Raw genomic sequence first — 13,392 nt, 5'->3', positions numbered from 1 at the left:
CTTGAAACTTTTTTTTACAAGTTGTGCACCGCTTGTTTAAATTGTTTTCCTCTTTCTTCGTAGTTTTCGAATAAATCAAAACTTGCGCAGGCTGGGGACAATAAAACAGCATCTCCTTTTTCAGTTAATCGTTGTGCTGTTTTTACGGCGTCATTCATATTATTCACTTCAACCATGATATCCACCACGTTACCAAAAGCTTCGATAATTTTTCGATTATCAATTCCTAAGCAAATAATTGCTTTTACTTTTTCACGAACTAATGACATTAATTCGTTATAATCATTTCCTTTATCAACACCACCTACAATCCAGACAGTTGGAAAATTCATACTGTCTAATGCAAAAAAAGTAGCGTTTACATTTGTTGCTTTTGAGTCATTTATGTATTGTACATTCTGAATTTTAAGAACTTTTTCTAAACGGTGTTCAACACCTTGAAAATTTGATAAACTTTCTCGAATTGTTGCTTTTCTAATTTGCATCAACTTTGCTACAGAGCTTGCTGCCATTGCATTTTTTAAATTATGTTTTCCTTCTAACGCAATGTATTCTGTTTCCATTGTAAACTCTTCGTTGTTGATGTTTATTTCCATTTTGTTATTTTTTATGTAAGCTCCTTCACCGAATTGTTTAGATAATGAAAAAGGAATTAATTTTGCTTTTGTTTTATTATTTTTCAACCACTCTGTGATTGCCTCATCATCTGCATCGTAAATAAGATAATCGTTTTCGGTCTGATTCATTGTTATTCTGAACTTTGAATCAATATAATTTTGATATTTATATTCGTAACGATCTAAATGATCCGGGCTAATATTGGTTATAATTGCTATATCTGGCCTGTATTCTATTATTCCATCAAGCTGAAAACTGCTTAATTCCAGCACATAGGCATCGTATTTATTTTCTGCTACCTGCCAGGCGAAACTTTTTCCTATATTCCCTCCCAAACCAACATTTAAACCTGCTGATTTTAGCAAGTGATGCGTTAGCATTGTTGTGGTCGTTTTACCATTACTTCCGGTAATTCCAATTGTCAATGCTTCTGTAAAAGGTTTGGCAAATTCTATTTCCGAAATCACTTTAACTCCAGCCGCAATAAGCTTTTTTACTATCGGGGATTTTTCAGGAATTCCCGGGCTCTTCATTACTACATCGGCATTCAGAATTAAATCTTCAGTATGCTGTTCCTCTTCCCATGCAATTTTATTAATGATAAGAACTTCTTTATAACTTTCTTTTATCTTTCCAAAATCAGATACAAAAACATCATATCCTTTTTTCTTTCCGAGGATAGCAGTACCTACACCACTTTCTCCCCCTCCTAAAACCACCAGCCTCATCTATCTTAACTTTAAAGTAACGATTGACAATATGGCTAACATGATGGCAACAATCCAGAATCGGGTTACAATTTTACTCTCATGGTATCCCTTTTTCTGATAATGATGATGCAACGGAGACATCAGAAAAATTCTTCGGCCTTCACCAAAACGTTTTTTGGTATATTTAAAATAGGCTACCTGAATAATCACTGAAGCACTTTCTGCAAGGAAAATTCCGCAGAATAAAACAATCAATATTTCTTTACGAACTGCAATGGCCAATACAGCAATGATTCCTCCAATGGTCAAACTTCCTGTATCCCCCATAAAAACTGAAGCAGGAAAGGAATTATACCACAGAAACCCAATCAAAGCACCTGTAAAAGCAGAGATAAAGACGGTCATCTCTCCCGAATTAGGGATGTACATTATATTAAGGTAATTTGAAAAAATAATATTCCCCGAAACGAATGTAAAGATCCCGAGCGCAAGAACGGATATCGCCGAAGTTCCCGCAGCAAGACCATCAATTCCGTCAGTTAGATTTGCTCCGTTTGATACAGCTGTGATAATAAAAATAACAACCGGAATAAAGATTAACCATGCCCATTTTTCGTATCCTTCTCCCATAAAAGACAGAATTTCGGCATAATCAAATTCATTGTTTTTCACAAACGGAATTGTTGTTGCTGTTGATTTTTCTTCAACCGGAGCTGGCAAAACTACTGTTGAACTTACATTTTTATAGACACTTGTTCTTCCGGTATCTGTTCTTACCGTTACAGCCGGATTAAAATATAAAACAGCCCCAACAATAATTCCAAGACCTACCTGACCAATAACTTTAAAAATCCCTTTAAGACCTTGCTTATCTTTTTTAAATATTTTAATATAATCATCAACAAACCCAATTGTACCCATCCAAAGAGTTGTTACAATAAGCAATACGATGTAAATATTATGCAATCGTGCAAATAACAAAACGGGTACCAGTGTTGCAAAAATGATAATAAGTCCTCCCATAGTAGGAGTTCCTGCTTTCTCATTCTGACCTGCAAGACCTAACTCACGCACTGTTTCACCAACTTGCTGATTACGCAAAAAATTGATAATTCTTTTTCCGTAAATAGTTGACAAAAGCAGCGAAAGCATGAATGCCAAAGCCGATCTAAAAGTGATATACTGAAAAACTCCCGTTCCGCTTATATCTAATGTTTTGTCAAAATATTCAAATAAATAGTATAGCATATTTTTCTATTTTTTAAATTCCAATTTGAAATTCCAAATTCTAATGACCCTTGTGGTATTTGAACTTAGAAATTCGTTGTTATTTATTTAGTTGATCTAAAATTTCTTTTACCGTTTCCATATCATCAAAATGATGCCGAACGCCATTTATTTCCTGATACGTTTCATGGCCTTTACCGGCAATCAAAACAATATCATTAGGCTGGGCTAATTGACAAGCTGTTTTTATCGCCTGTTTTCTATCTGTAATACGTAAGAGTTTTTTATAGTTATGAGGTTCAACACCTTTCTCCATTTCATCCAAAATTACTTCCGGATCTTCATTTCTTGGATTATCAGAAGTCAAAATAGCTTTATCACTTAAATTGGTAGCAATTTGAGCCATAATTGGTCTCTTGGTTTTATCTCTGTTTCCTCCACAACCTACAACAGTAATCAATTGTTCATTTTTAGTCCTGATATCATCGATTGTTTTTAAAACATTTTCCAAAGCATCCGGTGTATGTGCATAATCAACAATCGCTGTAATATTTCCTTTTGAAACGATATATTGAAAACGTCCCGAAACACTTTCTAAATCAGAAAGCAAACGCAACGCTTCGAGACTATCCATACCTAACTCTATGGCAGTGCCGTAGATAGCTAAAATATTATAGGCATTAAAAGTGCCAATCAGTTTTACCCAAACTTCATTATCATTTACTTTTAACAATAATCCGGACAATTGGCTTTCTAAAATTTGTGCTTTAAAATCTGCATATGTTTTCAAGGCATATGTAAACTTTCTTGCTACCGTGTTCTGCAACATTACTGCTCCGTTTTTATCATCAATGTTTGATAAAGCGAAAGCCGTCTTTGGCAACGAGTCAAAAAATGATTTTTTTACATCTCTGTATTCTGCAAAACTGGGATGATAATCTAAATGATCGTGTGAAAGGTTCGTGAAAATTCCCCCCACAAAATGCAATGCTTCTGTTCTTTTTTGATGAATTCCGTGTGAACTCACTTCCATAAAACAATGTGTCACTCCTGCTTCAATCATTTCATTTAAATAATGATTAATTGTAATGGAGTCAGGAGTTGTATGCGTTGCTTTATATTCTGTTTCATCAACCATTATTTTTACGGTTGATAATAAACCAACTTTAAAATCTGCTTTTTGAAATAATTGAAATAATAAGGAAGCAATCGTTGTTTTTCCGTTTGTTCCTGTAACACCAACTAATTTTAATTTTTCAGAAGGATTTCCAAAATAATTGGCAGCCATAAAAGCCAAAGCCGTATTGGTATCCTTTACCTGTATATAAGTTATTCCTTTTTCAATATGTCCCGGTAATGTATCGCAAATAATTGCTGTCGCACCTAACTGAATCGCTTTTTCAATATATTCATGCCCATCAGAAAGTGATCCGCGAATAGCTATAAAAACATCATTCTCTTCAATTTTTCTTGAATCAAAATCAATTTTATGAATAGCAATTTCTGTTGAACCTATTACCGATTCAATGCGTACTTTGTATAATATGTCTTTCAGTATTTTCACGATAATTCTAATACTATTGTTGCGTTTTTACTAATACTTTCCCCAGCTTGTAAAGACTGCTTTTTTACTTTTCCTACTCCGCTTACTTTCACTTTCAAACCTAAATTTTCCAATAAAGCGATTGCATCCATCCCCGGCATTCCTTTTAAATTTGGAATCAGTTTTGGCTTTTTATTTGATTCTACATCAAACTTATTATAACTATTTTCCTGTTTTGGGATTTTTAAATCTAAACGCTTGATTTTATTTGTTGAAGGCGCATCTGTAAAAATTTTTTGAGCGATTCTTTTAAAAACCGGTCCTGCAACATCTGCTCCGTAATAATTATTCATAGCTGTATTTGGTTTATGAACCACTACAATACAAGAATACTTCGGATGATCTGCCGGAAAATATCCTACGAAAGATGATGCATAATACATTCCTTCCCTTCCTGCTTTATTATAATTAACCATAGCTGTTCCTGTTTTTCCTGCCATTGGAAAATCTTTCGAATACAGTTTAGAAGCTGTTCCTTTTTTTACCACATTCCCTAAAACTGCCCTTACTTTTTTAAGTGTTTCAGGCGAACAAATTCTTGGATTAATTACCTCAGTATCAAATTTTTTAATCGTTTTGTTCCATTCTTTAATTTCTGAAACAAATTGAGGCCTTACCATTACGCCATTATTTGCAACCGAATTATAAAAGGCTAAAGTTTGCATTGGAGTAACTGAAACTGAATATCCAAAAGCCATCCACGGAAGTGAAATTCCGGACCAAATTTTATCACCAGGATGTGGAATAATTGGCCTTCCTTCTCCTTTAAAATGCAATCCTAAAGGCTTATCCAAACCAAAACTTCTGATATGATTTACAAATTTTGCCGGATTATTTTTATAATTATCATAAACTGCCTGAACCATCACTGTATTTGATGAAAGTTCAAATCCACGGGCTAATGAAATCTTTCCATAACCACCTGTATGCGAATCTCTCACAGCTCTTCCGTAATACTTAATTATACCACCATGACTATCATACACCGTGCTTGTATCAGCAACCTTATCTTCTAAAATTGCCATTAAATCAACCAACTTAAAAGTCGATCCCGGTTCGTGAGATTCTGCTACTGCATAATTTATAGTTTCTGTATACGATCCGTCTTCTTGTCTTCCTAAATTAGAAATTGCTTTTATATGACCCGTTTCTGTTTCCATTACGACTACACAACCATGATCAGCTTCGTAATCTTGAAGCTGTTTCAATAAGGCATGGTGGGCAATATCCTGAATAAAAACATCAATTGTTGAGATTACATCGTAACCATCTATAGGATCAACTTCGTTCAAATCACGAATGGGTTTCCACTGCCCTTTAGCAATTTTTTGCTTTAAGATTTTACCATCTTTTCCGTTAAGATAACTTTTAAAAGCCCATTCAATTCCTTTTCCAACTTCAACACCCGTTGCAGGATCAATACGGTCATACCCAATTGTTCTTTCAGCAATTTTCCCTATCGGATGTTTCCTAACTGTTTCCTGCTCAACGATAATTCCTCCTTTGAATGCACCTAAATTAAACAACGGAAACCCTTTAATTCTCACATAATCAGTATAGCTTAATTTACGTGCAATTAAATAATAACGATTTTTATTGTTTCGTGCTCTTCTTAATTCATTTTGATAGTAACCGCTTGGTCTGTCAAAAATAACGGCCAAAGAATCTGAAAGAGGTTTTATATATTTTTCAAAATTTTCTTCTTTTGGTGCTTTCGAATCAAAACGGATTTCATAATTTGGAATTGATGTTGCAAGCAAACTACCATCAGCAGAATAAATATTTCCTTTATTGGCCGGAATCACAAAATTTCTTACTGTACGCTGTTTGGCTAATTTTCGATAATAATTACCCTCAACCCACTGAATATTAGTTAATTTAACAACAATAGCAATTGACATCACAAAGATGAAAACTGCTACGAGGTAAATTCTGTAGGATATATGTTTATCGTCTACTGCCATATTCTTTTAAAAAAACTTTTTTCTTCTTCTTTTTTAACTTCTATTTTTGTCGGAGGAACCGTTGATGGATAAATTTGTTTTTCAAGCATTTTATTAGAAACTGTTGATTCCATTTTCAGTTTCATTAGTTCTGATCTTCTGTCTACAAATTCAGAACGTAATTCTTTTACTTCATTATTCAGTTTTGCAATTTCAAAAACCTTTTGTTCATATCGTTGTGTATTTGCAATCATTATTATAGCAAGCAGAATGATAAAAACAATGAATCGCCAGTTTTTCACAGCGTCATCATTAATCAAGAATCTTGCTTTTAATATACCAAATACACCACTTTTCATTTTAGACCTATATTATTATATCTTTTCAGCAATTCTAAGTTTGGCACTTCTTGCCCTGTTATTAATTTTGATTTCGGCATCATCCGGGACAATCAATTTACCGACAGTTTTAAACGGAACTGAAAAATTTCCATAAAAATCACGTTCAGGCTCGCCTTCAAACATTCCGTTTTTAATAAATCTTTTTACCAGCCTGTCTTCTAACGAATGATAAGATATCACAGAGAATCTTCCGCCGGGTTTTAAAATTTCTAATGATTGCTCAATAAATTCTTTTAAAACATCCATTTCCTGATTCACTTCAATTCGAATAGCCTGATAAATTTGAGCCAATACTTTATTACGAACCCTTTCAGGTAAATATTTCGCCAAAACGTCTTTTAATTCATCAGTCGTTTTTATTGGATAATGCTCTCTGGCTTCTATAATTGTTCTTGACAAAACCGGTGCATTTTTCAATTCTCCATAATCCGAGAATACTCTTCTCAAATTTGCATCATCATATTCATTAACTACACGATAAGCATTTAAATCATTCTTCTGACTCATTCTCATATCCAGCTCGGCATCAAACCTTGTTGAAAAACCTCTTTCAGGAACATCAAACTGATGAGATGAAACTCCTAAATCAGCCAGGATTCCGTCTACAGTTTTTACACCGTGAAAACGCAAAAATCTTTTTATAAATCTAAAATTCTCATTAATTAAAGTAAACCTTTCATCCGGCAATGCATTTGCAAGAGCATCTTCATCCTGATCAAAAGCAAACAACTTCCCGTTTGGACCTAATCGTTTCAAAATTTCTTTTGAATGTCCTCCGCCGCCAAACGTTACATCCACATATATTCCGTCAGGTTTAATATTTAAACCATCAACTGTTGGATGAAGTAAAACCGGATTATGATATTCCATTGTCGTCGTCATTAATATTTCCCATTACTTCTTCGGCTAAATCTGCAAAATCCATATCTTCGCCGCTTATTGATTTTTCATATAAATCCTTATCCCAAATTTCCACAATATTAACAGCAGATGAAAAAACCACATCTTTCGAAATACCCGAAAAAGCAACCAAATCTTTCGGAACCAACAATCTTCCTAATGCATCGATTTCTACTACTTTAACTCCCGCTGTAAATCTTCTGATAAAATCATTATTTTTTTTTACAAAACGGTTTAGCTTGTTAATTTTTTGCATCATCAAATCCCATTCTTCCATTGGATACAATTCTAAACACGGCTGAAAAACTGAGCGTTTCAAAACAAATCCGTTTTGAAGAGAGGAAGCTAATTGCTTTTTCAAAGGTGCAGGCATCATTAGCCTTCCTTTAGCATCCACTTTACACTCATATGTTCCTACAATAGTGTTCAAAAAAAATCATTAACATGTTACACAGCAAAAATATAAAAAATATTACCACATTTTACCACTATATACCACTTTGTTGATAAGTTTACCCACTTTCACTCCGCTTACTTTAATCAATAGACTATCAAGATGTTATACATTAATCATTTTCTAAATCCATTCCTTTCGCAATTATAAAAAATACATAGTCTTTCTCTTAAAAAAACAATTATAACGCAATGATTTTAACAACTTAAAAATTCAACAAAAACCACTCTAAAAGCTGATTTTTAAACAATTATAAATTCTACTTAAATTATATAGTTAAAAAATGACAGCAAAAATTCATTTTTATTTATTAAACCCTATATTTGTCCAAATTGAAATTGGCATTAAATTAAATGGACAAACACTACAAAAAAGAGGGCAAATACAGCTATTTTGAAGCTGGTGAAGGAACTCCTATCGTAATTCTTCACGGATTAATGGGAGGTCTTAGTAACTTTGACGGTGTAGCGCAATACTTCCCAACAAAAGGATACAAAGTTGTAATCCCGGATTTGCCAATCTACACTCAAAGTATTTTAAAAACAAACGTGAAAAGTTTTGCGAAATACGTTAAGGATTTTATCAATTTTAAAGGTTTTGATAAGGTAATTTTATTAGGGAATTCTTTAGGAGGACATATTGCCCTTTACCACACTAAACTATATCCTGAAAAAGTAGCAGGACTAGTAATTACAGGAAGCTCAGGTCTTTACGAAAGCGCAATGGGAGACAGCTACCCTAGAAGAGGTGATTATGAATACATCAAAAAGAAAGCTGAAGCTGTATTTTATGACCCAAAAATTGCTACTCCTGAACTTATTGATGAAGTATACGCAACCGCAAATGACCGTATAAAACTGATTAAAACATTAACGATTGCCAAGAGTGCAATTCGTCATAATATGGCAAAAGATTTGCCAAAAATGACAGTTGAAACCTGTATCATCTGGGGTAAAAATGACACCGTAACCCCTCCAAATGTAGCTGAAGAATTTGATAAGTTATTACCTAATTCAACTCTATATTGGATAGACAAATGCGGACACGCTGCTATGATGGAACATCCTCAGGAATTTAATGAAATTCTTGAAGAATGGCTTGCTAAAAAGAATTTTTAGTATCTAAACTGTAGAATTTAAGAAGTTTTAAAAATCAAAAAAACATGAAAATTACTACTGCCGAATTCATTGTCAGTAATTCTGAAGTTGCAAAATGCCCACAAGAATTTTTACCGGAATATGCTTTTATCGGAAGATCAAATGTAGGAAAGTCTTCTTTGATAAACATGCTTACAAATCATAAAAATCTTGCAAAAACTTCAGGCAGGCCTGGTAAAACACAATTGATAAATCATTTTAAAATCAATAATAATTGGTTTTTGGTCGATTTACCGGGTTATGGATATGCCAAAGTTTCTAAAAAAACCAAATCGGTTTTCCAGCAATTTATTACTGATTATTTTGAAACCAGAGAACAATTAGTTTGTGCTTTTGTTTTAATTGATATACGCCATGAAGCTCAGAATATTGATATTGAATTCATGTCTTATATGGGCGAAAGCGAGATTCCGTTCTGTATTATTTTCACAAAAGCAGACAAAATCAGCAAAGTAAAAATTGATTCACATATTGCAGCATACAAAAAACAAATGTTTGCCAACAACTGGGCAGAAATGCCTCAGTATTTTGTTACCTCATCAACAGAATCAACAGGAAAAGAAGAACTTTTATCCTATATAGATGAAGTAAATCAGGAGGTTTTTAAAAACAATAGCGGATTTTAAACCTAAATTCGAATCTTTAAATACTCCTGGCCGCACCTTCATTTTATCATTCTCTTTGAAGAACAAGAAGATACTTCTTTGGATCTGAATTTTATTTTACGGATATAACCAAGTCAATATCTTTTTTTAAATTATATTTGAAACAAATTAATTTCATTCTTTTATGAAGAAAACTCTTTGCTTTTTACTTTTATTACTCTTATCTGCCTGCAATGTCACTCACTACTTTTTACACAGTACAGATAAAGCGAATAGTTTGGATTTCACTAAAGGCACATGGCTTGTTGGCGATATTGAAGTTGATCAAAATACCAAAACAAAATTAACCCGTTATGTAATGGCTGATTTTTCTAAATATTTAGGAAGGAGAGCAAAGTATTCAATGGACGAACGAAAATACTTCGCTACCAAACAAGTCCCATTGAAATTAGACAAAGCAGCAATTTTAGAGCTTAAAAAAGCAGCTGATGCTGATTATTATGTCAATATAAAATGTAAAAATGCAAAAAATGACTTTAGTAGTTTTGAATTTCAAAATCATTTTTACTACAAGAAACAAATGACATACGCTGAAGTCATTTTAGAAGTGTACGATTTGAATCGCGGAGAGATAATTTACTCTCGAGCATCGGGAGGATGTCTGGAAGAAGAGCTTAGTATTACAAACTACCCCACATCCGTAGTGATAATGGGATGTTACAGGAAAATTATAAATGACATCAAAAAGAATTCTATCAAGCCTGTAAATCGCCTGCCGACCTATCAGGAGAAAAAAAATTCCAGATCCTAGTTGTAATACATGGAATCTGGATTTTTTTTATTAGATACTACTTGGTAAGTTCCAGTTTTTCTGCAAAATAATCACAGAAATCTTTCATTGTATCTGACATTTTTACATCATCAGTTGCACGTTTAAAAGTGTCAGACATCGCTACCAAAGTTTGGTGAAAGAAAATTTTCATTTCATCAACAGGCATATCTTTCGTCCAAAGATCAATTCTCATTGTTTCTTTAGCTTTGCTGTCCCAAATCGACAACATAATTGCCTTAGCTTCTTCGGCCTGAACTCCTCCATCCTGAGCGCTCCATGTTAGCTTTTCAGGAACACGGTTTTCATCTAACTCAATATTGAATTTAATTTCTGAATTTATTGTATCTGACATTATTTCTTAGGTTTGTATTTTGACTTTTCAAAGATTTCTTTCGCGCTTGTTTTTAATAACTCCGGCAAAGTTACGGTATTATTTTTCATGTACGAACGTACCATTTGCCACCCTATCCAGGCACCAACCCTTCCTGGAGAATCATTATCTATTTCCAGATAAAATTTTGAAAAAGGTGCCGGAGCAATAAATCGGGTTGTCAACTTTGGATCGACACTATACAACATCTCTTTTTCTATAAAATAACGCCACATGTATGCTTCATTTTCTTCACACCATTTTATCTGCTCAGTTGTGTAACCTATTTTTTCAGCATCTGTATATTCAGGTAAAAGCAAATCTTTGGCATATAATTGTTTTCCTTCGAAAATCATTTGAGATACCAGATTTTTATCAGCATAAGCCGGAATATTCCTGTAAGCAAAACTTGAAACCACATCTGGCATTATTTGTCTTTCTTCAAAATTTTGTTTCAGGTAATTTGGAAACTGATAAAATTTATGCTCCTTTCCCAAATATAATTCAAGTGCTACTATAACCAGACTATCGGCATAAATAGCTTTGGCATTATAATCCATTTCTCCAATCACCGTAATTACTTTTGGCGTTTTTGATTTTGGAAAATAATATTTTACATGTTGAAAAAGCGCATTAAACTCCTGACGAACCGGCTCAAAATTTGAATATTTTTTTTGAACTTCAGTATAGACTTCTCTCCAAATCGGTTCCTGCATTTTACTTAACCAGACGCTATCATCGTTTCCTGCAGGAAAAAAGAAAGGGAACTGTTTTTTGACTTTTTCTAAATCTTCAGGTTTGGTTTCAAAAAAAACTTTATCAAAACGTTCAACCTTAATGTCAACCGGAATTTCTTCAACAGCTTTTTCTACTTTGTTTTTTTGATTACAGGATAAAAAAAACAAGGACAGAACCACTACAAAGCGATATAATTTCATTTTATTTTAATTAGATTTGTGTTACTTATCTTAAGTAAACATATACTTAAAAATATTTGTGCAAATATACATCCCTACATCTTAAAACTTGAATTATTATGGCTAAAAAAAGCACTATTCAGACAGAAAAAGTAAATAACCACATTGTAGAGTGGCTGAAAAATTATGCTAATAAAGCAAAAGTTAACGGTTTTGTAATTGGAATTTCCGGTGGAGTTGATTCTGCTGTAACTTCTACATTATGTGCTCAGACAGGATTGAAAGTTCTATGTGTAGAAATGCCTATTCATCAGGCACCAAATCAGGTTTTGAGAGGAAGAGAACACATTGAACAATTAAAAAAACGTTTCTCAAATGTTTCAGATGTCGAAACAGATTTAACAGCGACTTTTGAAGCATTTAAAACTACAGTTCCAAAATCTGATGATGACGCAAAAGTAAATCTTTCACTTGCAAACACCCGTGCTCGATTAAGAATGACTTCTTTATATTATTTAGCCGGAATTCATGGTTTATTAGTTGCAGGTACTGGTAACAAAGTAGAAGATTTTGGCGTTGGTTTTTATACAAAATACGGAGACGGAGGTGTTGATTTGAGTCCGATTGCAGATTTGATGAAATCTGATGTATATGCTCTTGGAGAATTTTTAACAATTCCTGACTCAATTTTAACAGCTGCTCCCACAGATGGTCTATTTGGTGACAACAGAACAGATGAGGATCAATTAGGCGCAAGTTATGACGAACTGGAATGGGCTATGTTAGCCGAAGAAACAGGAAATACAGCAGATAATTTTAGTGGAAGAGAAAAATCTGTCTTCGAAATTTATAAACGTCTAAATACCAGCAACAAGCATAAAATGGAAGAAATTCCGGTCTGTATCATACCAAAAACGTTAAAATAATACTTTTTAACATTTGTCAGCTATAAACTACAGAATTTATTTATTAATTTTACAGCTCCAAAAACAATGTACAATTCTAAAAAGGTAAAATTATGATTAAAGTATGTCTAGCAGACAACCACCCTGTGACTCACTTTGGCGTTAAGTCTTATTTTAAAGACCACGATCAAATTTCAATCGTTGCCAATGTAGGTAATTTTTCAATGGTTAGAGATATTCTTCAGACGAAGGAGATCGACATCCTAATTCTAGATTTAGAGTTAGAAGGTCTTTCGAGTATCTTTGAAGTGAAATCTATCCTGAAAAATTTTCCTAAAACGAAAATTGTAATCTTCAGCGATCTGGCCGAGCAAATGTACGCTCCTAATGCGATTAAAGCGGGTGTTTCCGGGTACGTGCACAAAACAGAAAAACTTGAAACATTAGGTGTTTCAATTATTAAGGTACACGAAGGAAAAGTTATTATTAACGAAACTGTACGTAAAAACATGGCACTTATTGCTAAACAAAGTAAAAGTGAGCGTTTGTACAGAAAACTTTCCAATCGTGAAATTGAAGTTTTACGTTACTTAAGTGACGGTAAGAAAAACAACGAAATTTCTAAAATTTTAAACCTGAATGAAAAAACAATTAGTACTTATAAACTAAGACTATTGACGAAATTGAATGTGACCAATTTAGTTGACTTGGTTAATAAAGCTAAGACTTTAGAAATTATTTAAACAATAT

The 13,392-nt window shown here is 33.3% G+C and carries 14 protein-coding genes; 5 read left to right on the top strand and 9 right to left on the bottom strand.

Annotation, left to right across the window (positions count from 1 at the left end; genetic code table 11):
• Positions 1-14 precede the first annotated feature (14 nt).
• The 7 genes from murD to mraZ form a co-directional block, all read right to left on the bottom strand.
• On the bottom strand, positions 15-1,346 hold the full coding sequence (gene murD, locus BXU10_RS11255) for a UDP-N-acetylmuramoyl-L-alanine--D-glutamate ligase (RefSeq protein ID WP_078227409.1): 1,332 nt from the start codon (positions 1,344-1,346) through the stop codon (positions 15-17).
• Positions 1,347-2,576: a phospho-N-acetylmuramoyl-pentapeptide-transferase gene (gene mraY, locus BXU10_RS11250; protein ID WP_031454589.1), complete on the bottom strand. Its 1,230-nt coding sequence runs from the start codon at positions 2,574-2,576 to the stop codon at positions 1,347-1,349.
• 79 nt (positions 2,577-2,655) lie between these two features.
• Complete coding sequence (locus BXU10_RS11245) at positions 2,656-4,119, bottom strand: UDP-N-acetylmuramoyl-L-alanyl-D-glutamate--2,6-diaminopimelate ligase (RefSeq protein WP_078227408.1); 1,464 nt, start codon at positions 4,117-4,119, stop codon at positions 2,656-2,658.
• Positions 4,116-6,122: a penicillin-binding protein gene (locus BXU10_RS11240; protein ID WP_078227407.1), complete on the bottom strand. Its 2,007-nt coding sequence runs from the start codon at positions 6,120-6,122 to the stop codon at positions 4,116-4,118. The genes BXU10_RS11245 and BXU10_RS11240 overlap by 4 nt, the downstream gene beginning before the upstream one ends.
• The gene (locus BXU10_RS11235) at positions 6,113-6,460 is read right to left on the bottom strand and encodes an FtsL-like putative cell division protein (RefSeq protein WP_031454586.1); all 348 of its coding nucleotides are present in this window, start codon (positions 6,458-6,460) and stop codon (positions 6,113-6,115) included. Before BXU10_RS11235 ends, BXU10_RS11240 begins: the two co-directional genes overlap by 10 nt.
• Positions 6,461-6,475: 15 nt before the next feature.
• Positions 6,476-7,384: a 16S rRNA (cytosine(1402)-N(4))-methyltransferase RsmH gene (gene rsmH / locus BXU10_RS11230; protein ID WP_189328080.1), complete on the bottom strand. Its 909-nt coding sequence runs from the start codon at positions 7,382-7,384 to the stop codon at positions 6,476-6,478.
• Positions 7,359-7,832, bottom strand: coding sequence for a division/cell wall cluster transcriptional repressor MraZ (gene mraZ / locus BXU10_RS11225; protein WP_031454584.1), 474 nt, complete (start codon positions 7,830-7,832; stop codon positions 7,359-7,361). The genes rsmH and mraZ overlap by 26 nt, the downstream gene beginning before the upstream one ends.
• A 377-nt stretch (positions 7,833-8,209) precedes the next feature.
• On the opposite strand from mraZ, the gene BXU10_RS11220 reads away from it, so the two are divergent.
• The 3 genes from BXU10_RS11220 (at position 8,210) to BXU10_RS11210 (ending at position 10,429) form a co-directional block, all read left to right on the top strand.
• Positions 8,210-8,974 (top strand): alpha/beta fold hydrolase, encoded by a 765-nt coding sequence (locus tag BXU10_RS11220; RefSeq protein ID WP_078227406.1) that lies wholly within the window; start codon positions 8,210-8,212, stop codon positions 8,972-8,974.
• Between the two features lie 44 nt (positions 8,975-9,018).
• Entirely contained in the window at positions 9,019-9,639 is a 621-nt protein-coding gene (yihA, locus tag BXU10_RS11215; protein WP_031454582.1) for a ribosome biogenesis GTP-binding protein YihA/YsxC, read from the top strand.
• Positions 9,640-9,802: 163 nt separating this feature from the next.
• On the top strand, positions 9,803-10,429 hold the full coding sequence (locus BXU10_RS11210) for a hypothetical protein (RefSeq protein WP_123921979.1): 627 nt from the start codon (positions 9,803-9,805) through the stop codon (positions 10,427-10,429).
• A 37-nt stretch (positions 10,430-10,466) separates the two neighbouring features.
• Here the strand turns inward: BXU10_RS11210 and gldC are convergent, their stop codons facing one another.
• Together gldC and gldB are read right to left on the bottom strand one after the other, a co-directional pair.
• Positions 10,467-10,802 (bottom strand): gliding motility protein GldC, encoded by a 336-nt coding sequence (gldC, locus tag BXU10_RS11205; protein ID WP_031454580.1) that lies wholly within the window; start codon positions 10,800-10,802, stop codon positions 10,467-10,469.
• Positions 10,802-11,758 (bottom strand): gliding motility lipoprotein GldB, encoded by a 957-nt coding sequence (gene gldB, locus BXU10_RS11200; RefSeq protein WP_078227404.1) that lies wholly within the window; start codon positions 11,756-11,758, stop codon positions 10,802-10,804. The genes gldC and gldB overlap by 1 nt, the downstream gene beginning before the upstream one ends.
• A gap of 98 nt (positions 11,759-11,856) precedes the next feature.
• Between gldB and nadE the strand changes: the two genes are divergently transcribed.
• Together nadE and BXU10_RS11190 are read left to right on the top strand one after the other, a co-directional pair.
• Positions 11,857-12,663 (top strand): NAD(+) synthase, encoded by an 807-nt coding sequence (nadE, locus tag BXU10_RS11195; RefSeq protein WP_078227403.1) that lies wholly within the window; start codon positions 11,857-11,859, stop codon positions 12,661-12,663.
• Between the two features lie 92 nt (positions 12,664-12,755).
• Positions 12,756-13,385, top strand: a complete 630-nt coding sequence (locus tag BXU10_RS11190; RefSeq protein ID WP_007810686.1) for a response regulator transcription factor — start codon at positions 12,756-12,758, stop codon at positions 13,383-13,385.
• The last annotated feature ends 7 nt before the right edge of the window (positions 13,386-13,392 follow it).

The organism is Flavobacterium sp. LM4 (assembly GCF_002017935.1).
GTDB lineage: Bacteria > Bacteroidota > Bacteroidia > Flavobacteriales > Flavobacteriaceae > Flavobacterium > Flavobacterium chungangense.
This window is presented reverse-complemented; position numbering and strand designations above follow the sequence as displayed.